The sequence below is a fragment of the Maribacter aquivivus genome, assembly GCF_900142175.1.
GTDB classification, from domain to species: Bacteria; Bacteroidota; Bacteroidia; order Flavobacteriales; family Flavobacteriaceae; genus Maribacter; species Maribacter aquivivus.
Window position 1 is genome coordinate 399,394 of the sequence record NZ_FQZX01000002.1, and the last position, 21,849, is coordinate 421,242.

The 21,849-nt window shown below is 35.9% G+C and carries 26 protein-coding genes; 14 read left to right on the forward strand and 12 right to left on the reverse strand.

The annotated features are described in order from the left end of the window. Window positions 1-117: 117 nt before the first annotated feature. From BUC31_RS12120 to BUC31_RS12145, 6 genes are all read left to right on the forward strand, one after another. The gene (locus BUC31_RS12120) at window positions 118-600 is read left to right on the forward strand and encodes a cupin domain-containing protein (RefSeq protein ID WP_084135031.1); all 483 of its coding nucleotides are present in this window, start codon (window positions 118-120) and stop codon (window positions 598-600) included. 31 nt (window positions 601-631) lie between these two features. Further along, the gene (locus tag BUC31_RS12125) at window positions 632-1,729 is read left to right on the forward strand and encodes an L-dopachrome tautomerase-related protein (RefSeq protein ID WP_084135032.1); all 1,098 of its coding nucleotides are present in this window, start codon (window positions 632-634) and stop codon (window positions 1,727-1,729) included. Window positions 1,730-1,864: 135 nt separating this feature from the next. Beyond that, window positions 1,865-2,803 carry a cyclase family protein gene (locus BUC31_RS12130; protein WP_073244537.1) on the forward strand — a complete coding sequence of 313 codons (939 nt, stop codon included), beginning with the start codon at window positions 1,865-1,867 and terminating at the stop codon, window positions 2,801-2,803. 25 nt (window positions 2,804-2,828) lie between these two features. Continuing rightward, on the forward strand, window positions 2,829-4,037 hold the full coding sequence (locus tag BUC31_RS12135) for an MFS transporter (RefSeq protein WP_073245932.1): 1,209 nt from the start codon (window positions 2,829-2,831) through the stop codon (window positions 4,035-4,037). Between the two features lie 7 nt (window positions 4,038-4,044). Then, a complete protein-coding gene (locus BUC31_RS12140; RefSeq protein WP_317614955.1) occupies window positions 4,045-4,986 on the forward strand; it encodes an aldo/keto reductase in 942 nt (313 codons plus the stop codon). Between the two features lie 56 nt (window positions 4,987-5,042). Continuing rightward, window positions 5,043-6,002: a TIGR03571 family LLM class oxidoreductase gene (locus tag BUC31_RS12145; protein WP_073244541.1), complete on the forward strand. Its 960-nt coding sequence runs from the start codon at window positions 5,043-5,045 to the stop codon at window positions 6,000-6,002. 998 nt (window positions 6,003-7,000) lie between these two features. On the opposite strand, the gene BUC31_RS12150 is transcribed toward BUC31_RS12145, so the two are convergent. Further along, a complete protein-coding gene (locus tag BUC31_RS12150) occupies window positions 7,001-7,915 on the reverse strand; it encodes a helix-turn-helix domain-containing protein (RefSeq protein WP_073244543.1) in 915 nt (304 codons plus the stop codon). A 154-nt stretch (window positions 7,916-8,069) separates the two neighbouring features. Between BUC31_RS12150 and BUC31_RS12155 the strand changes: the two genes are divergently transcribed. From BUC31_RS12155 to BUC31_RS12180, 6 genes are read left to right on the forward strand one after another with little or no spacing between them, the layout of a single operon-like run. Then, on the forward strand, window positions 8,070-8,852 hold the full coding sequence (locus BUC31_RS12155) for a hypothetical protein (RefSeq protein WP_073244545.1): 783 nt from the start codon (window positions 8,070-8,072) through the stop codon (window positions 8,850-8,852). 36 nt (window positions 8,853-8,888) lie between these two features. Next, window positions 8,889-10,004 carry an alpha/beta hydrolase gene (locus BUC31_RS12160; protein WP_073244547.1) on the forward strand — a complete coding sequence of 372 codons (1,116 nt, stop codon included), beginning with the start codon at window positions 8,889-8,891 and terminating at the stop codon, window positions 10,002-10,004. A 31-nt stretch (window positions 10,005-10,035) separates the two neighbouring features. Beyond that, window positions 10,036-10,569 (forward strand): nuclear transport factor 2 family protein, encoded by a 534-nt coding sequence (locus tag BUC31_RS12165; protein ID WP_084135034.1) that lies wholly within the window; start codon window positions 10,036-10,038, stop codon window positions 10,567-10,569. A 20-nt stretch (window positions 10,570-10,589) separates the two neighbouring features. Beyond that, window positions 10,590-11,030, forward strand: coding sequence for a nuclear transport factor 2 family protein (locus tag BUC31_RS12170; protein WP_073244549.1), 441 nt, complete (start codon window positions 10,590-10,592; stop codon window positions 11,028-11,030). A gap of 15 nt (window positions 11,031-11,045) precedes the next feature. Further along, window positions 11,046-11,765 (forward strand): carboxymuconolactone decarboxylase family protein, encoded by a 720-nt coding sequence (locus tag BUC31_RS12175; RefSeq protein ID WP_073244551.1) that lies wholly within the window; start codon window positions 11,046-11,048, stop codon window positions 11,763-11,765. A gap of 13 nt (window positions 11,766-11,778) precedes the next feature. Then, window positions 11,779-12,252 (forward strand): cupin domain-containing protein, encoded by a 474-nt coding sequence (locus BUC31_RS12180; RefSeq protein WP_073245936.1) that lies wholly within the window; start codon window positions 11,779-11,781, stop codon window positions 12,250-12,252. Window positions 12,253-13,226: 974 nt separating this feature from the next. On the opposite strand, the gene BUC31_RS12185 is transcribed toward BUC31_RS12180, so the two are convergent. From BUC31_RS12185 to BUC31_RS12200, 4 genes are all read right to left on the reverse strand, one after another. After that, entirely contained in the window at window positions 13,227-14,402 is a 1,176-nt protein-coding gene (locus BUC31_RS12185) for a hypothetical protein (RefSeq protein ID WP_073244553.1), read from the reverse strand. A gap of 185 nt (window positions 14,403-14,587) precedes the next feature. Continuing rightward, entirely contained in the window at window positions 14,588-14,896 is a 309-nt protein-coding gene (locus BUC31_RS12190) for a hypothetical protein (RefSeq protein WP_073244559.1), read from the reverse strand. 169 nt (window positions 14,897-15,065) lie between these two features. After that, the gene (locus tag BUC31_RS12195; RefSeq protein WP_073244561.1) at window positions 15,066-15,503 is read right to left on the reverse strand and encodes a hypothetical protein; all 438 of its coding nucleotides are present in this window, start codon (window positions 15,501-15,503) and stop codon (window positions 15,066-15,068) included. Between the two features lie 181 nt (window positions 15,504-15,684). Further along, window positions 15,685-15,879: a cold-shock protein gene (locus BUC31_RS12200; protein ID WP_073244563.1), complete on the reverse strand. Its 195-nt coding sequence runs from the start codon at window positions 15,877-15,879 to the stop codon at window positions 15,685-15,687. A 530-nt stretch (window positions 15,880-16,409) separates the two neighbouring features. On the opposite strand from BUC31_RS12200, the gene BUC31_RS12210 reads away from it, so the two are divergent. Next, a complete protein-coding gene (locus BUC31_RS12210) occupies window positions 16,410-16,880 on the forward strand; it encodes an FKBP-type peptidyl-prolyl cis-trans isomerase (protein ID WP_073244567.1) in 471 nt (156 codons plus the stop codon). On the opposite strand, the gene BUC31_RS12215 is transcribed toward BUC31_RS12210, so the two are convergent. From BUC31_RS12215 to BUC31_RS12240, 6 genes are all read right to left on the reverse strand, one after another. After that, window positions 16,873-18,114, reverse strand: a complete 1,242-nt coding sequence (locus BUC31_RS12215) for a hypothetical protein (RefSeq protein WP_073244569.1) — start codon at window positions 18,112-18,114, stop codon at window positions 16,873-16,875. The two genes, BUC31_RS12210 and BUC31_RS12215, sit on opposite strands and share 8 nt — an antisense overlap. Beyond that, on the reverse strand, window positions 18,114-18,620 hold the full coding sequence (locus BUC31_RS12220) for a TlpA family protein disulfide reductase (protein ID WP_073244571.1): 507 nt from the start codon (window positions 18,618-18,620) through the stop codon (window positions 18,114-18,116). The genes BUC31_RS12215 and BUC31_RS12220 overlap by 1 nt, the downstream gene beginning before the upstream one ends. 93 nt (window positions 18,621-18,713) lie before the next feature. Beyond that, the gene (locus BUC31_RS12225) at window positions 18,714-19,142 is read right to left on the reverse strand and encodes an FKBP-type peptidyl-prolyl cis-trans isomerase (protein WP_073244573.1); all 429 of its coding nucleotides are present in this window, start codon (window positions 19,140-19,142) and stop codon (window positions 18,714-18,716) included. A gap of 150 nt (window positions 19,143-19,292) precedes the next feature. After that, on the reverse strand, window positions 19,293-19,835 hold the full coding sequence (locus tag BUC31_RS12230) for a DUF4251 domain-containing protein (protein ID WP_084135035.1): 543 nt from the start codon (window positions 19,833-19,835) through the stop codon (window positions 19,293-19,295). Window positions 19,836-19,890: 55 nt separating this feature from the next. Next, window positions 19,891-20,217: a hypothetical protein gene (locus tag BUC31_RS12235; RefSeq protein ID WP_073244577.1), complete on the reverse strand. Its 327-nt coding sequence runs from the start codon at window positions 20,215-20,217 to the stop codon at window positions 19,891-19,893. Between the two features lie 117 nt (window positions 20,218-20,334). Beyond that, on the reverse strand, window positions 20,335-20,649 hold the full coding sequence (locus BUC31_RS12240; RefSeq protein WP_073244579.1) for a hypothetical protein: 315 nt from the start codon (window positions 20,647-20,649) through the stop codon (window positions 20,335-20,337). 232 nt (window positions 20,650-20,881) lie between these two features. Between BUC31_RS12240 and hpf the strand changes: the two genes are divergently transcribed. Next, the gene (gene hpf / locus BUC31_RS12245) at window positions 20,882-21,184 is read left to right on the forward strand and encodes a ribosome hibernation-promoting factor, HPF/YfiA family (protein ID WP_073244581.1); all 303 of its coding nucleotides are present in this window, start codon (window positions 20,882-20,884) and stop codon (window positions 21,182-21,184) included. 12 nt (window positions 21,185-21,196) lie between these two features. On the opposite strand, the gene BUC31_RS12250 is transcribed toward hpf, so the two are convergent. Beyond that, entirely contained in the window at window positions 21,197-21,490 is a 294-nt protein-coding gene (locus tag BUC31_RS12250) for a hypothetical protein (protein WP_139251965.1), read from the reverse strand. Window positions 21,491-21,849: the final 359 nt, after the last annotated feature.

Genomic DNA, 21,849 nt, shown 5'->3' on the forward strand with positions numbered 1-21,849 from the left:
AGTGACCTAAATCACTTTTCAAAATTGATATACATCACAAAAAATCCGTGATGTATGTCCTCGCACACCCCTTGGTTTTCATAGAATTTTGTATCGAACAATTAAATACAATGTACTATGAAAACTACAAGAACACTTTTTCTATTATTTACAGTATTTGCTATAGGTTTTAACACCTATGCGCAAGAAAACAAAAGACCGTTAATGGGTAACGCTTATGGTATTATCAATATTGATGAATACGTAACGCTACTTCCTAAAAGTCACAACGGCATCATCAAAGACATCAGATTAATAGACCGTGAACACGCAGGTGTAAGAATCTTTAGGTTGTATGACGAAGTGCCTATGCACTACCACGCAAAATCTGATGCTTACCTCTACATTTTAAATGGTAAAGCAGAATTTTATGTTGCCGATAAAGGTCCTGTTGTTGCAGGAAAAGGCGACTTACTTTTTTGGGGAAAAGGCACAGCACACGGTAACGGAAAAATTTTGGAAGGTCCGTTAGACGTACTCGTTTTTGACGCAATAGCCAGAGACCCAAGCGATGTTATCTGGGTAGACCCATCAACCCAAAAGAAGTTTTTGGGCAACTAATTAAATCAATTCAATTTTAAAAACAATAACGATGAAAACAGTAACAATTATAAAAACAGTCTTGTTCGCACTTGTAATGAATTTTACACTATCAGCACAAGCACAATTAGAAACGATAGCTACATTTCCAGAATCACGACCAGGAAATATAACCGTCTCTAACGACGGAAGAATATTTGTAACAATGAGTGCCTTAAGTGCTTCAAAATATATGGTGAAAGAAATTTTACCTAATGGAGAAGCTATTCCTTTTGGAGATAAAGAGTGGATTGTAAAACCACAAAACGGAAGTTTAAAAGGTATCAATTCAACTATCGGAATTCAAGCTGATGCTAACGGTATCCTTTGGGTATTGGATATGGGTAATGTAAAACAAAATCAAGCTCCAAAATTAGTTGGGTTTGATTTGGTTACCGGTAATGTAACAAAAGTTTTTCCTATCCCGAATACGGTATTATCAACAAAACCTTTTTTACAGGATTTTGTAATCGATGTTAAAAACAACACTGCTGTCATTGCAGATATGACCGATGCTTTAAATCCGCCAATTGCACCAGCTTTTGTCGTTATTAACTTAGAAACAGGTTATATAAGACGTGTTTTGGAAGGGAATGCTTCATTTTTACCTGCTGATGAACCAGTAAAAATTCACGGTAGATTAGTATCCCACAAAAGAAAAGACGGTACTACCATTCAACCAAGATATCCATTAAATCCAATTTCTATAGATGACAAAAACAATTACATCTACTATGGTGCAATGGGGAATACCAAAATTCACCGCATACCTTCTGCTGTTTTAGCTGATGAAAGTAAGCAAGATAGCGAACTGAATAAGCACATCGAGTTTTATGCCAACAAACCAAAATCTGACGGATTTAAAGTGGGTGCAAACGGAAAAGTGTATGTAACCGATGTTGAAAATTCAGCCATTGTAGAAAGTACGCCTGCTGGAATGAAAACCATTGCGCAATCCAAAAAAGACCTGTCTTGGCCTGATGGTGTTGCCATACACGGTAACTACTTATATATAGTAGCAAATCAACTTCACAACCTTCCTTTATTAAATGAAGGAAAAGATGCCAGTAAACCGCCTTACTTGGTGTTAAAGATGAAGATTGAAGAGTAAGTATCTCTAAAAAAACCAAGTGATGTATGAGCATTATTAAATGTGACATACATCACTTTAAAATGGTGATGTACATCCTCGCACACCCCTTGCATTAATCGGAAATTTGTATAAGAAATTTAAAAACATATTAAAATGAAAACAATAGTAAATACATTTAAAACAATTGCCTTAGCAGCTACACTTTTCACTGCTTTAACTACAAACGCGCAACAAGTACCAACGTCACCTTATGGTGCTGACGATGAAATTGGCGCACTAAACCTTTTGAATGAAGAAACAGTTTTGGATGCGGTAAAATTGGTTAAAAAAGGAAAAGTATATCGCTTAGGAATGGTGGTAAATGCACAAACTGCAGCTTTCCGTCACAGATACTTTCACATTGAAACGTTACAACCAGAAACTGCTGCTGCAGGTTCTAACAAATTCACTTACGTAGATGATCAATTAATTGGTTGGACAGGTGTTGGGTCTCAAATAAACGGATTGGCACATTATGGTAGAGACAATGTGCATTATAACGGTCATAAAGTAGAAGATTTTTTAACCGTATCTGGTGTGAAAAAATTAGGTCTAGAAAAATTACCTCCAATTGTAACTAGAGGTGTTGTGCTAGATATGCGCTCATATTACAATCAAGATATTGTAAAAGAAGGCACTGTTTTTACAGTTGAAGACATTGAAAAAGTATCTAAAAAACAAGGTGTTGAAATTCGTAAAGGTGATGTGGTATTGTTCTACACGGGATGGACAAAATTAATGGGTAAAGATGATAAACGCTATTTAGCTGGTGGACCTGGAATTGGTGTTGAAGCTGCGCATTATTTAGGTAAAAAAGGAATTGTAGCAGCAGGTGCAGATAACTGGTCTTTTGAGGCTGTACCACACGAAAACAGCGAACTTTCTTTTCCTGTAAATCAAATGATGGCAATCGAGTACGGTGTACAAGTTTTGGAAAACATTCTTGTAGATGAGTTGGTAGAAGATAAAGCTTGGGAATTCCTTTTTGTATTAGGTCATCCATTATATGAAGGGTCTACACAAGTACAAATAAATCCTGTTGCTATTAAATAAAAATAACAAAAAACGATTAGAAATTATGGAAACATCAACAATACATAAAGATACTACGGTAGCCAAAAAGAAAAGTCTACCAGCAGCATTATGGGCATTGACCATAAGTGCATTTGCCATAGGAACAACGGAATTTGTAATTGTAGGTTTATTATCTACCGTTGCAAGTGACTTAGGTACATCATTAACATCAGCAGGATTATTAGTTAGTCTGTACGCCATTGGTGTCGCCATTGGTGCACCCATATTAACTGCCTTAACAGGTAAAATTCCTAGAAAACAATTATTAATGGGAATTATGTTGCTTTTCATTGTTGGTAACGGATTAGCAGCAATCTCACCAAGTTTTGAGTTGTTGCTATTATCAAGAGTGGTAACAGGTTTTGCACACGGTGTATTTTTCTCTATCGGTTCTACAATCGCAGCCAGTTTGGTACCAAAAGATAGAAGGGCAACTGCTATTTCTATAATGTTTGCGGGTCTTACCGTGGCTATTGTAACTGGTGTGCCTTTAGGAACATACATTGGTCAGAATTTTGGATGGAGAGCTACTTTTATAGGTGTAGCCCTTTTAGGATTAGTAGGTGCAATAGCTAGTTTAGCTTTGGTGCCTAAAAACATCAAACAATCGGCTCCATTAAGACTTATAGACCAATTAAAGGTGATTAAGAATCCGTCTATTTTATTGGTGTTAGCCATTACCGCATTTGGTTATGGTGGTACGTTTGTAACCTTTACCTATTTAACTCCTTTGTTGGAAGAAGTAACCGGTTTCTCTTCAAATATGACCAGTGTATTCCTTTTAATTTATGGTATCGCCATTGCTATAGGAAATATCATAGGTGGTAAAGTCTCTAACAACAAACCAGGAAAAGCCTTATTGGTAATGTTTGCGTTACAAGCCATTGTGTTGTTTGTGTTATACTTCACGGCTTCTAGTCAGATTTTTGCCATCGTAACCTTGTTTTTTATGGGAATCCTAGCGTTTTCAAACGTACCTGCATTACAATTATATGTCGTTAAAATGGCGGAAAAATACTTACCAGGAACAGAAGACGTAGCATCTGCCTTAAACATCGCAGCGTTTAATGTTGGAATTGCCATTGGTGCTTATGTAGGCGGAATGGTTGTAGAATCCAGCTTAGGAATTGAAGCGACGCCTTGGGTTGGTGGAATACTAGTAATCGTAGGATTCTTGTTGACCTTAGTTTTATTCAAAAAAGAAAAAATATAAATATATAATGATGACTACATTAAAATTTAGAAATAACGACGAAATGCCAATTTTAGGCTTAGGAACTTTTAGATCTGAACCTAATGAAGTGTACAATGCAGTACTTTCCGCAATAAAAATGGGATACAGACATATAGATTGTGCTGCTGCTTACGGTAACGAGAAAGAAGTAGGTAATGCCATTGCCGAAGCATTTAAACAAGGTTTGGTTACTAGAAAAGATTTATGGGTAACGTCCAAATTATGGAATGCTTCTCACGGGGAGGAAAATGTGATTCCAGCGCTGCACCAGACTTTAGAAAATTTACAACTAGAGTATCTAGACCTGTATCTTATCCACTGGCCTGTCGCTCTTAAAAAAGGATCCGAAATGCCAGAAAAAGCATCCGATTTTATTCCACTTTCAGAAGTACCATTAACCAATACTTGGAAAGGGATGGAAGCTGCTTTAGAGCAAGGACTTGCAAAACATATTGGCGTGAGTAATTTCAATGAAAATCAGTTGAAAGAAATAATGGCGACTGCAGTGCATCAACCAGAGATGAATCAAGTAGAAATGCATCCGTTTTTACAACAGAAAGAATTAAAAGCATTATGCTCTCATTTTGATATGCATATAACTGCATACGCACCTTTAGGTTCGCTTGTAGATGACAATAGCACGCTACGTTTGTTGGAAAATGATACGATAAAAAATATAGCCAATGCAAGACACATGTCGCCTGCACAAGTTGCATTGGCATATACTATGCAACGAGGCATTGCGGTAATTCCTAAATCTATTAATGAAGCGAGATTGCTTCAGAATTTAGAGACTTTAAACCATACGCTTACAGAAGAAGATATGACGTTACTGAAGGATTTAGATAAGGGACACCGCTTTATAGATGGTAAATTTTGGGAAGTTGAAAACGGACCCTACACTGCAGATAGTATCTGGAATGCTTAATCACACTATTCATCAGGTGTCTTAACTGATACCTGATGAATTTAAAAACACACACTATGAATCCATTTGATAAACTATACAAGCCAGGTAAAATGACACTGGGTATAGAGTTTCCTTTAGATAACGATTGGTCAACCGAAGGTAACCGAAAACGCTTGGAAGATAACAGACCTTTTGGTGTGCCAGACATTTCTAATCATTTAGCATTGGCAAAGCAAATTGATGAAGCAGGGTTCGCAGCTTTATGGATGCGAGATGTTCCTGTGTACGACCCAAATTTTGGTGATGGTGGGCAATTGTTTGATACTCTACCTTACTTGGGCTATTTAGCTGCAGCTACCAAAAACGTTTTATTGGGTACGGCAGCTATAGTATTACCATTACAACAGCCTATAAAATTAGCCAAAGCTGCTGCTACCATAGAAAATTTAAGTGATGGCAGACTTTTGTTGGGTTTGGGATTGGGCGATAGACCCGTGGAGTTCCCAATGTACAATATCGACTATAAAAAAAGACCTGAAATCTTTAGACAAAATCTAGATATCATTAAAGAAGCTTGGAAAACAAACAGTAATTTAAAATCTAAATACGATTTTTTAAGCAGCGGTATTGAAGTCTATCCTAAACCGAAAAAAGACATTCCGCTAGTCGTAGCCGGTCATTCCGGACAAAGTATTAATTGGATAGCAAAAAACGCACAAGCTTGGTTTAATTACCCAAGACCAGTTGCCGACACTTTAGAAAATAGAAAATACTGGTGTAATGCTTTGTATGACGAAGACCAAGCAGCAAAGCCTTATATCACGGCTATACATTTAAACTTATCTAAAGACGACACTGCAACATTTAAACCACAACGATTTGGTGGTACGGTAGGTATCAATCATCTTACCGAATATTTAAAAGCTTATGAAAACGTCGGTGTCAATCATATGGCAATAAACCTGAGAAAGTCTGAAACTCCCGTAAGTGAGGCTATATCTAAATTAACGGAAGTGGTTTTGCCGGAGTTTTAATATTAAATTTGAAACGATCTATGAGAATTTTGGTCAAACAATAGGTGAGGGGAGCGGCCATATTTTAGATGCGAGAAAATAAGTGCAACCAAAGAAGCATTTATTTTTCGGCGAGTTGATGTAGCTGCAATTCAAGTAATATGTTTCATCAAAGAACCAAGCCTCCGCAGCAACTCGTTCAAAGTATACTTTGCCGTATCAAGAAAAAAAGAGGGCATAAAATAGAATTCTCCTGAGGAGGATTTTATTTTGTGAGCCAGCCGTAGCGTTGGACTTAAACATCGAAGAACTTAATGCCAACGCTACAGCTCGCTCAAAATCCTAAAGATTCTTAATCTTCAGAATTTATGCCGTATTTGACATAATATTAGGGACACCTAAAGAAAAGCTTCAAACAAAGACAAGAGGTAGCAAGTGCTCAGAAATTACCTTGCTTTTCCAGTGCGCCAACTCGCTCATATTTCAAAAGGTCTTCCAGACCTTCCAAAATACTGACGTGCGGCAAGCTGACGATAATGCTCTAGAAAAAAATATGACGTAAATTTTATCGAATACGAGAATTTTAAAAGAATCTAAAAGGTTAGCTTTTTTTTTGGCGCTGGCCAAGCGTTGGTAAATTGCTTTTTTAAAATATGAGCGAATAAAATTTATCCTGAGGATGAATTTTAAGAATCTGCGTGTTGATGTGGCTGCCTTAAATAGAATACAGTTGAACATACCGTAGTTTCGTTTTGTCATAATTGCTTTGTTATAATCCACTTGCAGGGCTTATAACGCAACTATGTCAAATAGCGCGGAATGCGCTATACACGAAACTACTATAAATGTTCTATAATGTCTTGCGTTATGTAACTTGAGCTTTGATTAAAAGCGAAAGTTGTTACATTCTCTCCATTTTTTTCTTTCTAAAAGCTTTCTTCTCGAAAGATAATGGAACACTTATTAACTGACCGACGGCAGGAGGGAAAGCAATGTGTGTGGAATGATTTTAACCTCAATTAATTAATAGAGGCCCTAAATTCTTTAGGCGAATGCCCTACCTTTTGTTTGAATAGACGACTAAAATGCTGTGGATATTTAAAACCCAATTCATATGCTATTTCACTTACAGATTTGTTAGGGTCAAAGATTTTTTCTTTGCCCACATCAATAAGTTTTATCTGTATATATTCTTGGGCAGATATTCCAGTTTGCTTTTTGACCAAATCACCAAAGTAATTTGAGGACAGATGTAATTGGCCTGCGAAATAGCCAACAGAGGGTAAGCCGTTAGTTTTAGGTTTATCTGATAAAAAATAATCCCTCAATAGCGTATCAAACTTTTCTAAAGCGCCTTTATTGACAACTTCGCGGGTAATAAATTGGCGGTCATAAAATCGTAGGCAGTAATCTAAAAACAACTCTATATTGGTTACGATTAGTTTCTTGCTGTGTTTGTCTATCGGCTGCTCCAATTCAAACTGAATTTTTTCCAACAAACTTAAAATCACTTTTCGTTCTTTAGCCGATAAATGCAAAGCTTCATTACTAGAATAGGTAAAGAAATTAAACTCCTGAATCTTTTTAGCCAAATTAGTGCCCAATAGTAGGTCTGGGTGAAAGAGTAATGCATAGCCTTTGGGAACATAATCTGGGGCGAACCCGCCAAATTCAATGGTTTGGTTAGGTGCCATAAAGACCAATGTCCCTTCATCATAATCATAAGCATTCCCGCCATACATCAATTTACACCCAACAGCATCTTTTAGGAAGATGGCATAGCAACTATAATGAAAACCGTCGTAAGGCATATTGGTGTATCCGCTTTTACTTACGTTGTCAAAATCTACAATACCCACCAACGGATGTAGCACTTCACAATTTCGCAGTTTAAAGTAATCTGCAATGGTTTTTATCTCTAAAATATTCTTCACGACCAATTGAATTTAAAATAAAGATAACCTATTGACTACCATGTAGTCAAACCCTGATCTTAAAATCTGTAATTATGGTATAAACATCCGTTATTTGGGTATTACTCAGCCTTCTTTCTTATCCTAATTTTGTTCTGAAAGAAATTAACCCCTTATGAATAAAGTAGTTACGTTAGTAGTGTCCCTTTTGTTATCAACCATGTACGCACAAGAAAGTGGTTCTGAAAATCACCCTAAATTTCTAGATGATTTTAGGGCTACTGCAAGTATTACCCATAATGGCGTATCATTGGTTCCTTCTTTTTCTTTAGGTGACCCTGCTTTGTTGTTCGATTTAAAGTTTACCAAGGGAAAGCTAAGTTTTGAACCCGATATGCGCTTTTCACTAGAAGGCAAACCATGGACCATGTTGTTTTGGTTACGCTATAAGGCAATTGAAAAAGAAAAGTTCTCGCTTAGAGTAGGCGCACACCCTGGACTCAATTTTAGAACGGTCAATGTAATTCGCAATGGGCAGAATGAGGAACTGTTAGAATCAAGAAGATATATAGGCGCAGAAGTGGTACCCAATTATAAAATAACAGAGCGATTTAGCGTAGGTATATATTATTTATATGGGCGTGGTCTAGATGAAGGTGTAAAAGAGACCAATTTCTTGGTAGTAAATGCTTCCTTTACACAAATACCCCTTTCAAAAACTGTATTTATGAATTTTACGCCACAAGTTTACTATCTTACTTCAGACAAATTAACCGGTTATTATACTTCTGCATTTTTGACCTTGGCGAAAAGAAATTGTCCCTTTTCTTTAACAGCGGTGGTAAACAAAGGAATCAGCACACAAATCTTGCCCGATGACGATTTTACATGGAGCGTGTTGTTGAATTATAGCTTTCCATCATCAGGAAAAGCTAGGAATTTGAAGAGAAAAATATAAAGTATCGATTAAAGATTCCCCAAAAAAAAGTAAATCATGATAAAGCTAAACTATCTATTTGTACTTGGAAGCACATTACTTCTTATTGGCTGTACCGAACAAAGCAAACAGGTAACTCAAAAACCTATAAAGTCTAATGATGTTATCTCTATTCAACAACAGGGTACTTTTGCCGTTGGCGGTACGGTTAAGAAAAGCCCAGGGGAATTTGACCCTATTGCTCACGGAGCATTCAATCCTTCAAATCAAAGTAATGTGGGACAAACGCTTCACGGGGACCATGCTTCGGTTTTATATCAAATTCCTACAGAACCACGTAATCTCCCATTAGTATTTTGGCATGGTTACGGTCAGTCTATGCGTACATGGCAAAGCACCCCAGATGGTAGAGAAGGCTTTCAAAGTATTTTTCTAAAAAAACGTTTCCCTGTATATTTATTAGATCAGCCCAGAAGGGGACTGGCAGGACAAAGTTCAGCACCAAAAACAATTGAGGCAAGAACCGAGGATCAACTATGGTTCGGTATATTTAGAATGGGAGAGGGAGTTAATTTTTATCCAGACATTCAGTTTTCGAAGGATCCCGAAGCTCTAAATCAATTTTTCCGTCGCAGTACTCCAGATACGGGACCTTTAAGTATCAATCTCAATATTGACGCTGTTACCGCATTGTTTGAAAAAATTGGTGAAGGAATACTTGTTACCCATTCCCACAGTGGCGGACAAGGTTGGAGTACCGCTCTAAAGAATGACCGCATAAAAGCTATTGTAGCTTACGAACCTGGTAGTAATTTTATTTTTCCTGACAATGACATTCCAGACCCTATCGCTTATGTGGGCGGAACATTAAGTGCCAAAGGTATTCCGGCGGAAGAATTTAAAAAACTGACCAAAATCCCCATTGTAATCTATTATGGGGATTACATTCCTGAAACTGAAGTCGAAAATCCTGGTCAAGATCAATGGCGTGCTGCACTTCGTATGGCAAAGAAGTGGACCAAAGCAGTTAATGATGCCGGAGGAGATGTAAGCTTAGTAGTATTACCTGAAATTGGCATTAAAGGCAATACACACTTCCCCATGTCCGATTTAAACAATCAACAAATAGCCGATTTAATGTATGACTGGCTTAAAGAAAAAGAATTGAATTAAATAATTTAAAGCATAGCTAACACTAAATATTATGAAAAATATAAAGAGAATCACCCTTATTTTAGCCCTCATAGGAACTACTTTTTCAATTGCACAGGAGTCCATTATCCCGAAAGATAAACTAGTAGATACCGTACACGAGAATGAAACGGAATATGATTCCTTAAAAAATACAGATACTATTAAAAAAGAGCTTTTAAAATTATCAAAATACAAATGGCAATGGATGGCAGACAAGGATGTTGATAAATTGGCTGTGCTTTTCCACGACAAATCCAAATTTGTACATATGAGCGGTTCTTGGAAAAAGGACAGGGAACTTGAAATTATTGAATCGGGCAGCATTTGGTATAAAAACGCAGCGGTTCATGATGTTGCTGTGGAAGTATTTGGAGACGATACCGCTGTACTCTGGAATAGAATCACCTTAACTGCCCACGTTCGTGGCAACGATGTTTCTAATGAATTTACAGTAACCGAAGTCTATAAAAAAGAAGCTAATGATTGGAAGCTGCTTGATTTAACCTTTAGCAGTGTGCGCGATACACACAAAATAGAACATTAATAACATAAAAATCAAAAACGATGAACACCAAAATAATTTTAATTGCACTTCTTTCTGTATTCAGCATTGGGCTAACCTTCTCACAAACCTTGGTTGAGCAGGAAATTAAAGAGCTCTCGAAAAACAAATGGCAATGGATGGCAGATAAGGACACCGAAAAACTGGGCCAACTATTTCATGAAAATGCCCAATATGTACATATGGGCGGATATTGGGGCACCGAGCGTGAATTGGGAATTATTAAAAGTGGCGGTATATGGTATAAAGAAGCGATTGTTAAAGATGCTACTGTAGCTGTAACAGGTGATACTGCGATACTTCTTAACACCATTACCCTGGTGGCAGAAGTAGGCGGTAACGAAGTGACCAACCCGTTTGTAGTGACCGAAGAATACCAAAAAATAGGGGGGAGCTGGAAACTGCTAAACCTCTCTTTTGTAAAACAGATGGTTAGGGAATAAAAGAAACATAAAAGTATGAAAATGAGACTTATAATGTGTTTATTTATTGTTCTTGGATATCAATTGAACGCTCAAAATACTGAAGTAGCTACGGTTCGTTTATCAGAACAAGAAAAGGGTATCATTTTAATTGCTAGTTATACGGCACAGGGCAAGTTGGTAAACCTGAGGGATGCTCTAAACGAAGGCTTGAACAACGGACTTACAATCAACGAAATCAAAGAGGTTTTGGTGCATTTGTATGCCTATGCCGGTTTTCCAAGAAGTATACGTGGGTTGCAAACTTTTTTGGGAGTTTTGGATGACCGAAAAAGCAAAGGAATAATAGATGAAAGAGGAGTGGAAGCATCTCCGATTTCCGAAACACAAGACAAATATGATATAGGCAAGAAAATTTTAGAAAGCTTGGTAGGTAGGTCTTTAGACGGACCAAAGCCTGCATATCAAGAATTCTCACCAGAGGTGGACCGATTCTTAAAAGAACATTTATTTGCCGATATTTTTGAGCGCGATGTGCTTAGCCATAAACAGCGTGAATTGGTAACCATATCGGTAATTGCAAGTTTGGGAACCTTAGAGCCCATGTTAAAAAGCCATTTAAATCTTTCGTTAAACGTTGGTTGGCAACAAGAACAATTGCTTCAGTTCACCAAAGTACTAGAAGGAACTACGACGACCGAGAACGCAACAGCAGCAAAAATTGTACTTAAAGAAGTACTTGATAATCGAAAATAATAATAGTGAAGAGATGAAAATTAATCCCCTATATAGTATATTTTTTATTTTAGCCCTGTTGATTGGTTGTAATGAAACAAAAGAAATTCACAAGGATGCTGCCTTATTTTCAAAAGGTGAAAAAATCATCAATGAAAATTTTACGGGCACCGCGTGGCTAAATATGTTGGCTACACCAGATAGTTTAAATACCATGTATGCCGGCTTGGTCACTTTTGAATCTGGCGCACGTACTAACTGGCATTCGCATCCTGCGGGACAAATTCTCATTGTTATCAAAGGTGAAGGCTATTACCAAGAAGAAGGAAAAAGTAAACGTGTGCTTCGCCAAGGCGAAACCATAAAATGCCTGCCCAACATAAAACATTGGCATGGGGCTAGCCAAAATTCCGAATTTGCTCATATAGCAATTTCAAGTCGCGATAAAGGACCCGCGCAGTGGTTTAAACCGGTTTTAGACGAAAAATATAATGGTAAATCTGAATAATTTTCTATTCAAACGTAGTTTCTTAAAATGTTAGTTTTTGAAGTAAACGTTAGGGCCTAAGAGAATTTTGGCAAAACAATAGGCGAGGGGAGCGACCATATTCTAGAGGGCTGTTAATAAGGCTTGTAGCCCAGTATAATGTTTTAAGTAGTTCAAAGCGGTCTTAAGGTTTACAATGCTTTCTAGAATATAGCGCCTGAGCCGTACATTGTTTCCAAAATTATCTGTTTGCCTTGATTTTGTTTCTTTTTTTATCAAGAAAAAAAGAAAAGAAACTTCAATCAACGCCGTGCTAGTCAATGCCAACGCTACGGCTGGCCCAAAATTTCAGAGATACTTAATCTCTAAAATTTATGTCCTATTTTACATAATATTATAAGTACCTAAAGAAAAGCTTCAAACAAGACGTGAGGTTAGCAAGGGCTAAGAATTTTGCTCGCAGAGAAAATTTAAGCTGTTGCGACAATCTGACGAGAATGCTGTAGAAAAAAATCTTGCACATATTTCTTCGAATACTTAAATTTTAAACAAACCTAAAAGGCTAGCTTTTAAATGGCGTTGGCAAGCGGTGGCAAATTGTGCTTAAATTTAAAATGCGTTTTTCAGCATTTTGGAATTTAAAAAGCAATCGAGTGTTTGGCAGCGGCTATTTTACATAACGGCAAATTATAGATACAGCTACGAGGTTGTCGCTGGGGTTCTGAGAATTTGAAATTTTCTGAAAAGTTTATTCTATATTCAAATATTGAAGCTACGTAAATTAAACAAGTTTATGACCCTGTTAGTAATTCTCTTAAAAGCTATGAGCTTAAGGGATATTTTACATAATGTAATTATAGCCTACAGCTATGTGGTTGGTTTCAAATCTAAACATACCAATCTGTACTATAATTTATATTATGTAAAATAGACTTTTTAAGACCCCACTATTACCTACAAATTTCATCGCAATTGTCAACATTCAAAAACTTAGGTTATTTCGGCATAAACTTATTATGATCCGATTTATTAAACTCTTTTTGAGTTCCGGATTTAAGCTCCTCTAGTTTTGCTTTGTCTTCTGCAGCTTTAATCATTTCTGGAGTGTCTTGTTCTTCGCTTGCCCAAAACTTCCACCATGGTTTAGATTTCTTGGCTGTTGCCGGTTTCTGTTTATTTTCAGCAACCGATTTTATTTTCTCACTCGTATCTGTAATGACTTTTGTAGTTTCCTGTTCTAATTTAGATGCTACTGGTATAGATTTCTGTATTGAGTCCGATTGCACGGTTTTAGGTGCTGTAGTTGGCGCTATTAGATTACCATCATGCAGAAACTTAAATTGTACTTTACTAGATGCCAATGCCTGAGAAATTGTTTGTAGCATTTCGTTCTTCTCAATCTGCTCAATAATAGAATTACATTTATCTGTCAGCGTATCATTTAAAGGAATAGCACTACTCAATTTAAAAGTGATTTCACCACCAAACGATTTACGTTGTAAAATCATGAGCATAACCTGCTTAAACGATGTATTTATATCAGTAACCAGTTCATCTATATTCTTACTTTTTAGTTCAATACCATAGTTTTGCGCCTTATTCTCAGATATCACAAAATTATCCTCCGATTCATTTTCTGGTAATTTCTCGCCTCCCATGGCGACCACTTCCCCATTTTGAACCAGAAATACCTTATCTGAAATAGGATCTTGCTGCGGATTATCAAAATACTGCTTTACAATAACCGGTAGCTTTAAACGCATCTCTGAATTAGAATCAATCGCCATCAGCACACCTTTAAAAGGAATACCCACCATTAGCGTATCGCACTTTAAATCAGCTGCAATTTTAATCATATACGCTTTATCTAAAATCTTTTCGCTGGCATATTCATGACCTTCGGCAAACAGCACGTTTGTACCTTCTGCCTCTGTAATTTGATATGGAACATCAATTGCCTTAAGATTCGCAAGGGCTTCTTTTTTAATAGCTGGAAACCTAGCGTACAACTCTGATTCATTAGCTGCACCTTCATAAACCATAGCGTTGCCGCTATCTTTACCATAAGCAACAACAGGTGCTATTGCGTCATTGAATAAGAACTCTTTAAACTGTAATTTTTCGTCTTTACGGTAATCTGAAGTTTTTAATATTGGCAACAATGCATTCATCAGTGGTTTATTTAAAGTTTGCGGTTATATATACAACAATGGTATTCGCGTTTTAGTGTACTAGCTCCCCTATTTCAAATGCTAAACCACTACCCTATGAATATTTTAGATGTCTAATACTTAACTCATAGGCACAAAAAAACCGCTCATTACTTAGCGGTTTGAATTTTTATATAAAATTATATTTATCTGTTTAACATGTACGATGCTACTTCTAATTCTAATTCGTAGCATTCTTCCATTTGGCGCTCTATATCATCCATACTTTCCATGATAGAAATATCATTCATTTTTAAAATAGTCATCAACGAATCAGTGCTATTTGCAGTACGGTTAATAGTTGTTTTCAAGCTTTGTTTTTTCTCGAAACAACTATGTGTCTGAGGTTCATATAAATAAGATTCCAATTTCAATAACAATTGCTCAACCGATTTACGCTTTCGTTCTAATTCGGTCAATACAGCTACTTTTTGGGAACTCATTATACTTTTCATAAACTAATTTATTTTATATAACTAACGAGACATTATTAAAATGATTGTGTTAAAAAAGAAAGATTCTTTCATGATAATGCATATTAGAAGAACCAATTACCTAATGTTTTAAAACAAGAAAACCGCTCATTTCTGAGCGGTTCTACATTTAATATACTAAGTTAATCTCTTAGAAAAGACCTTTTGCTTTGTCAAGCAAGCTGCCAGCATCGCCACCAACTAATCCGCTTAGACTTTCTAAGCTAAAAGCAGAATCTGAAGCATCGTTCGATACAAACTTTTCTTTAAGACTATCCACTAAACCTGGTGCTACATTGCTAGCTTCTGCCTGAGCATCTGCAGCATTCATACCTTTGCTCTCTAGTATTTCAGCTAGTTTACCTTTTAAGTTTTCAACAATACCACTGTCTTCAGTTGCATTACCGTCATTTGAAAATAGGCTTGTTACTGCGCTTAAATCTCCTGCACCTACTTTCTCCATAAGACTATTGATAAGTGAAGATGCTCCTTCTTCTGCTGCTCCGCTAGTTGCTTCAGAATTTAAAGAATTTGCGCTCATTGTTTCTTGCAATTTTTCAATTGCCATTTGCTTTAATTGATCTAACATTTGTGTTTAAAATTTATAGTTAATAATGGTATAATTCGTTTTTGAACAAAGTGTTACAAGATTGTAAAGACCTTGAATACGCTAAGTTGATCATAGACATTTTATAGGCTCGGCTGTCTACACACCGCATTTGGATATGGTTCCAAAAAAAAGTCCGTCATTGCTGACGGACTTTTGAAGTTTAATCTATAACTTTTACGTTAACTGCGTTTAATCCTTTTTTTCCTTGGGTTAGTTCGAATTCAACTTCATCGCCTTCGCGAATCTCATCAACTAATCCTGAAATGTGAACGAAATGTTCTTCGTTTGAACCTTCTTCTGTAATAAATCCGAAGCCTTTAGCATCGTTGAAGAATTTTACTGTTCCTGTACTCATAAATGTAATATAATTTGATATTAATAATTACTAGATGATATGCAACTATGATGCCAAGAATTAAAAACTAGTATAATTTTATTTGTAATGTCATCTTCATCAAAATAATAAAACATACTTTCTGAATAGCAAAAAGCATAGCAATACATGCAATTGAACACCCATTTAACAAGGAAATTCAAAAAAATTAGGATCACATAAATAAATGCTTTATTTTAGTATCGTAAAATAAATAGTGTGACGACCAAACCAAATTTTGTTCTTCTTTCTGAAAACAACACTTACTACGTAGAATACCTTATTGGGCATCTAGTTCTAGCGAACAGTATTACAGAAGCCGTTGTTTTTGATTCGCAATCTCATGCTATAAAATTCCAAAAATACCTTTACAAAAATTGTAGCGTCCGTTTTTCTGTGAACACCTTTATTGCATAACTGCTATACCCTACTATTCTTTATAATGGTTAAGATCATTACAAATCAACACCACTTACTTACACAACAACGATATTCTAAAAAATAATTATAAAATGAAATACTTTGCTATTCTGCTACTGGTAACTACTATGATATCTTGTGGATCTTCTGATGATAATAGTCCTACTCCCCTTGAGCCTATTGATTATACCGACATCAATGAAAAGGAAATAAACGTGTATTTAACCGAAAATAATCTAGTATCGGAAACTACAGCTTCTGGTTTACATTATATCATAGAAAACCCTGGTGACGGCGCAAAACCATCTGCGTCTTCTAATGTAACCGTTGCTTATAAAGGGTATTTTCTTGATGGTGCTGTTTTTGACCAAAATAATGCGGGCTTTACTACAGGACTTGACAAAGTAATAGCTGGCTGGACAGAAGGTATTCAACTATTTAACGAAGGTGGAAATGGCATGTTATTAGTACCTGCGCATTTAGGTTATGGTAGTTTTGACTATAGCTCCATACCTGGTGGTTCTGTTTTGATTTTTGATATTGAATTGATTTCTGTTAATTAATTGAAAATTCATCAACAGACATTTTTGCTGTACGTACTTGCGTAACTGCACCAACTTGCTCTGTCCAAGCAAAATATAAGGTTTCTTCCACCATTTCCATTTGAGGAAATCCCGATTTACGAGAATCTGCCATTGCCGTAATTAATTGTTTTTTGGAAGTTGTTCCGTCTTTATGTACCAACATGGCATTAAATAATGCAGTTTTGTCATTGGCTTCCATCCAACTTACAACGGCTTGATCTTCATCCATCCATAGTATATCTACCCTACCCATTATTGCACCTTCTACAACGGAAACCGGTTCTAAAAATTCAGCTCCTCCATCTGAAGAAAAAGCAATTTGTACTTTTTGTTTATTCGAAGCACCCGTAAACCAAGCTACCACCAAATTATTACCCAAGGCATCAACTTTTGGTCCGTTTACCGGACACCCTTTGATCTGCCAATCATCTTTATGTATTACTTTAGGTGCTGTCCACTCCCCTTTCACCTGACGCACAATACTAATATCGCGAATTTCATCGTCTGACCGATCACGATAGACCACAACCGGACCGTTATCTGTGATAACTGAAGTGGTCTGGCAGCAATCGCATGTGCTATTATCCAATTCATATTCTTCTAACAATTCTCCCGTAGTAGAAACAACACCACCACGCAAGGTCATGGCTCCGCGTTCTCCTGATTCATTTTCTACGGTATTTCTACCATCTAGCCAATTGACAAAGAAATTGTTATTATAAGGTACTATACTTACAAAACCATGTTCGGTCGGTGTACCATCGGTATGCAAATCTACATCGGTCTTCCAATCTGTCGCCCCCTTTGGCTTCACATTCATTTTTACATCATACGAATACGTACCTGCTGTGGATTTCTTTAATACATGAGACCATAAACTACCATTATTCTCGGTAATCATAGGATAATCTGCCCAGTTAACGAACCAATCTGTGCCGCTACATATATTTTGCGCTTCTTGCCACTCGCCATCAATCAATTCTGAATACCGCATTGTCGCCACCGTATCATTAGAAATTTCTACCCATGAAAGCAAGGCTACGTCTTTATTAGACATTAAGTGTGGCAAAGCACTAGCATCGCCAGCAGGAGAACTCATTTCTACCATTGTACTTACCGCTGCTTCCGGTTGTATATTTTTAGTTTCTTCTTTGCAACCTAGCATCAAACTAATGACTGAGAAAATAAAAAAAGTATTGGTTATGTTACGCATTACTTTACCGCTCTAAGTTTTTCGATCATTTCAGGACTATCCCACTTCAATCCGCCATCAAAACGCAATACCTGCTCCCCTACTTCATTATATATAAATGTTGCTGGCAAGGCACTAACATTTTCTTCGGCATACATGCCATTGAATTTTATAAAATCTAATTGAAATCCGCGCGCCTCCTTAAAAGCTAGTATCTTCTTAACCGATTGATCAGATGCAAATAGAAATGCATAGTTTTCTTGTTCTAGAATCGTCTGTGCTTTCTCCATATCCGGCATTTCTTCAATGCAAGGTCTGCACCAGGTTGCCCAATAGTTCAACAATACACGTTTACCCTTGTAATCGCTTAATTCTATAGGATTACCTTCTAAATCTTCATAAGTTGAAGTGGAAATTTTTTCTACCACAGCTTCTATTACTTCAGGTGCTACTGTCTTGGTTTTTTCTTCTTTACAGCCAACAAATACAACCCCTAAAATCAAAAAATATACTATTCTTAAATGCATATTCAAATATAATATTTAGTGTCATGTTACCGACACGCATAGAAACAAAAAAACCGCCTATTAGGCGGTTTTTCATATAATAACTATTACTGCTTATTTAACTTCAACCAATTCTAATTCAAAGGTTAAATCTTCACCAGCTAAAGGGTGGTTTGCATCTACAACGATATCATTTTCGTTTACTTCTGCAACACGTAATTGTCTTTCACTACCATCTGCATTGGTTGCCATAAGTGCCATATCTACTTTTGGCTCCATTTCTTGTGGCAATTCTGATTTTGGTACAGTTTGAAAAAGCTCTTTTTGCTTTTCACCGTATGCATCTTCTTTAGCGATAACGATAGTCTTCTTATCGTTTGCCTCCATGTCTAACAATCCCTTTTCAAAACCTGGTATTAAACTACCTTGTCCTAATTTTACTTCTAAAGGCTCTCTATCTATTGAACTATCAAATATTTGACCATTACTTAGTTTACCTGTGTAATGTACTTTTACCTGACTATCTGCTTTTACTTTACTCATACTATTAAATTCTGCTATTTAACTTAATTGAGGTGCAAAGGTATTATTCTCAATAGGGAATAACGAAGATTATGGCAAAACCTTCTCATTTTAGCCTCTTCTTAACATTAAAAGTCGAAAAATGCGGTCAAATACCTCTTACTGAATACCTTATTCGTTTTCTTTAATAGCATTTATGTTACCATTATATTGAATTGCATTTCTATTTGCCATGTTTACAGAAACAACACTTGACTTGCTAGGATAGATATCAATGTAAATAGTATACCGATCAGATGTGTCGGTTACTTGAAAGCTTATGGTATACTTCTGCTTATCGCTATTAAATTCTTGTGTATAATTATCTGGCAGCCCGTTAAACTCAATTCCTGTAGCAGAACCATAACCACCACCAAATTGGCGTTCTCCATAATAAGGTAAGTTCGCCGATACACTATCACCAAAAATCTTTAGGTAATTACCATTACCCATTAAATCTATACGTGAAATGGTACTACCTGGCGGAATGAGTCCGCTATTTGCAACAGCATTTAAACTTTGTGTTACTGTTGGGTTGGCAGATGTTGCCGTAAATTCTATTTGCTTTGACGCTACCAAACTATGAATAGCATGTGAATCGCTAATTGCAGTTTTTGAAGAGGAACAGCCAAACAATATACTAATGGTCAATAGAAATATAAATGAGCTTCTCATAAGTGTTATTTTTAATCACCTAATAACCTACGAAATCTATGCCAAAAGAAGAAGTTTAATCTTCAAAATCCTCTTCTTCAAATTCGGTATTTACTAAAACAGACTTCTTGAAATTAAAGCTTCTAGATTCTTTATATAACGCCTTTATTAATCGTTGACGTTTACGATCAGAGATATCTAAGGTATCTAATCCTCTAATTTTTTCTTGTAGTGCAGCTCTTTGAAGCATTACCGCTGTTTCATAATTAGGTTCAAATTGAAACATAACCGGACCTTCGTCTTCCTCTTTCGGGTTTACTTTTGTAGAATCGTTCGCTTGTGAGTACGAAATACTTGTACAGAAAAAAGTGCAGCATATAGCTAGCCGCATAAAAATTTTCATATCAATTTCATTAGTGTTCTACGTCTAAATTAGTAACATTTTCTTTAAATCGCTTTAAAACAGAAAACTTAACAGGAAATTAATCTAATTATGACCAATAAACTAAAATATAGGTATTTAAACGGGTTGTCTAAATCTCATGGTATACTCTAAAAAATCAAATTCGAGCTCAAAAGTTTCCCTAATATGGTGGTTGACCAGCTTGTATTGTTCTGGTACTAATTCTTTAGAAGACCTCATATAATTCAATAGCTTTTCATTAGCATCAGAAAGCTTTAAAATCTTATTCTTTAAATATGTTTTCGTCTCAAAAAGGGCCACAGTTTTTGGTTCGTACAAATAAGAATCTACTCTTATTTTAAATTGCTGAATCGTTTTGTAACAACGTTCTAATTTACCTAAACACATAGATTTATTCTGTACATTCTCCATAGCCGTAGATTTAAAAACATAATTGTGGGAAAACTACTTCAATTTAAGATAAACAGTCCATATTTAAATTATGTTTGTGTAAGTTTAACTAAATTTTAAATTGGTACCGATTTTGCTAACTTTATAGAAACAAAAGGATTAGAAATACTTAACTTACTTAATGAAAAATATTAAGAATTTTTTAATTGTAATGCATCATTGAAATGAGTACCTTAAACTAAACTTTTAGCTTATGAATATCAATTTTGAATACGACGATGTAAAAGCAAGCAACCGATTAGAGATAATGGCTGCTGAAAAATTAGAGAAATTATTGGATAAATTCGATTTTATTGTAAGATCCGATGTTTTCTTTAAAAAGGAGAATACCTCTTCCCCTGATTCAGGTATGGTATGTAATATACGCTTGAGTGCACCAGGTCCTCGCCTGTTCGCACAGTCGTCTTCTGCTAGTTTTGAAGCTGCAATTGCTTCATCTATAGAAGATTTACAACGACAATTGGAAAAAAGAAAAGCAAAAATGCAGTCTCATTAGACTGCATTTTTTTTATTGTTTTATATTATCATCTTCAGAAACCGTGTGATTGGCGATCACGGTTTGAACCCGCTCAGAAAATGGGTTTCTCTTCAATTCTTGTAGTAGACGTTTTCTTCTTGAATCAGAAATATTAATAGTATCTAATATTTCTTTCATACGCAATTGATACGCAATACGGCTCTGTTTTAATGCCACACGCTCAGAAGCGGTTAGCACATAATCAGACTCAAATTGATTTAATAGCATACGTTGTTTTACTCTAGCATCTGACTGCAAAGAGTCTTGTGCTTGGACTGTCTGCATGCTCAAAATACCGCATAGCAAAAATCCACAAAAAATGGTTAGTTTTTTCATTTTAATAGCTTGTTCTACTTTAAAATTAAGATAAAAAATCCGATTCCCCCTTGAATATGAAATAAAATGGTAGTTAATCGGATAAATAAGTTAGTTTATCCAATTTATACAATATCCCTAAACCACCCACTTGAACCATCTGATTTTCAATATTTTAAAAAAAATAACCCGCAAATAAACTGCACTATTGTTATTTTGAATAAAGCTGCTGACCTCTGTTTTTTAACAGGGATGCAGATTAATTTTAAATTCTATTTTTTTAGGTTACTATTTTGAATTAAAACATCAATCTATGGAGAAATAATGGT

Excerpts from the sequence above, each read along its gene's own strand:
- hpf (WP_073244581.1), top strand. The coding sequence starts at position 20,882 with ATGAATATCAATTTTGAATACGACGATGTAAAAGCAAGCAACCGATTA.
- BUC31_RS12160 (WP_073244547.1), top strand. The coding sequence starts at position 8,889 with ATGATAAAGCTAAACTATCTATTTGTACTTGGAAGCACATTACTTCTT.
- BUC31_RS12220 (WP_073244571.1), bottom strand. The coding sequence starts at position 18,620 with ATGCATTTAAGAATAGTATATTTTTTGATTTTAGGGGTTGTATTTGTT.
- BUC31_RS12230 (WP_084135035.1), bottom strand. The coding sequence starts at position 19,835 with ATGAGAAGCTCATTTATATTTCTATTGACCATTAGTATATTGTTTGGC.
- BUC31_RS12135 (WP_073245932.1), top strand. The coding sequence starts at position 2,829 with ATGGAAACATCAACAATACATAAAGATACTACGGTAGCCAAAAAGAAA.
- BUC31_RS12155 (WP_073244545.1), top strand. The coding sequence starts at position 8,070 with ATGAATAAAGTAGTTACGTTAGTAGTGTCCCTTTTGTTATCAACCATG.
- BUC31_RS12210 (WP_073244567.1), top strand. The coding sequence starts at position 16,410 with ATGAAATACTTTGCTATTCTGCTACTGGTAACTACTATGATATCTTGT.
- BUC31_RS12190 (WP_073244559.1), bottom strand. The coding sequence starts at position 14,896 with ATGAAAAGTATAATGAGTTCCCAAAAAGTAGCTGTATTGACCGAATTA.
- BUC31_RS12140 (WP_317614955.1), top strand. The coding sequence starts at position 4,045 with ATGATGACTACATTAAAATTTAGAAATAACGACGAAATGCCAATTTTA.
- BUC31_RS12185 (WP_073244553.1), bottom strand. The coding sequence starts at position 14,402 with ATGAATGCATTGTTGCCAATATTAAAAACTTCAGATTACCGTAAAGAC.
- BUC31_RS12200 (WP_073244563.1), bottom strand. The coding sequence starts at position 15,879 with ATGAGTACAGGAACAGTAAAATTCTTCAACGATGCTAAAGGCTTCGGA.
- BUC31_RS12180 (WP_073245936.1), top strand. The coding sequence starts at position 11,779 with ATGAAAATTAATCCCCTATATAGTATATTTTTTATTTTAGCCCTGTTG.
- BUC31_RS12235 (WP_073244577.1), bottom strand. The coding sequence starts at position 20,217 with ATGAAAATTTTTATGCGGCTAGCTATATGCTGCACTTTTTTCTGTACA.
- BUC31_RS12125 (WP_084135032.1), top strand. The coding sequence starts at position 632 with ATGAAAACAGTAACAATTATAAAAACAGTCTTGTTCGCACTTGTAATG.
- BUC31_RS12170 (WP_073244549.1), top strand. The coding sequence starts at position 10,590 with ATGAACACCAAAATAATTTTAATTGCACTTCTTTCTGTATTCAGCATT.
- BUC31_RS12130 (WP_073244537.1), top strand. The coding sequence starts at position 1,865 with ATGAAAACAATAGTAAATACATTTAAAACAATTGCCTTAGCAGCTACA.
- BUC31_RS12175 (WP_073244551.1), top strand. The coding sequence starts at position 11,046 with ATGAAAATGAGACTTATAATGTGTTTATTTATTGTTCTTGGATATCAA.
- BUC31_RS12225 (WP_073244573.1), bottom strand. The coding sequence starts at position 19,142 with ATGAGTAAAGTAAAAGCAGATAGTCAGGTAAAAGTACATTACACAGGT.
- BUC31_RS12240 (WP_073244579.1), bottom strand. The coding sequence starts at position 20,649 with ATGGAGAATGTACAGAATAAATCTATGTGTTTAGGTAAATTAGAACGT.
- BUC31_RS12215 (WP_073244569.1), bottom strand. The coding sequence starts at position 18,114 with ATGCGTAACATAACCAATACTTTTTTTATTTTCTCAGTCATTAGTTTG.
- BUC31_RS12145 (WP_073244541.1), top strand. The coding sequence starts at position 5,043 with ATGAATCCATTTGATAAACTATACAAGCCAGGTAAAATGACACTGGGT.
- BUC31_RS12120 (WP_084135031.1), top strand. The coding sequence starts at position 118 with ATGAAAACTACAAGAACACTTTTTCTATTATTTACAGTATTTGCTATA.
- BUC31_RS12165 (WP_084135034.1), top strand. The coding sequence starts at position 10,036 with ATGAAAAATATAAAGAGAATCACCCTTATTTTAGCCCTCATAGGAACT.
- BUC31_RS12195 (WP_073244561.1), bottom strand. The coding sequence starts at position 15,503 with ATGTTAGATCAATTAAAGCAAATGGCAATTGAAAAATTGCAAGAAACA.
- BUC31_RS12250 (WP_139251965.1), bottom strand. The coding sequence starts at position 21,490 with ATGCAGACAGTCCAAGCACAAGACTCTTTGCAGTCAGATGCTAGAGTA.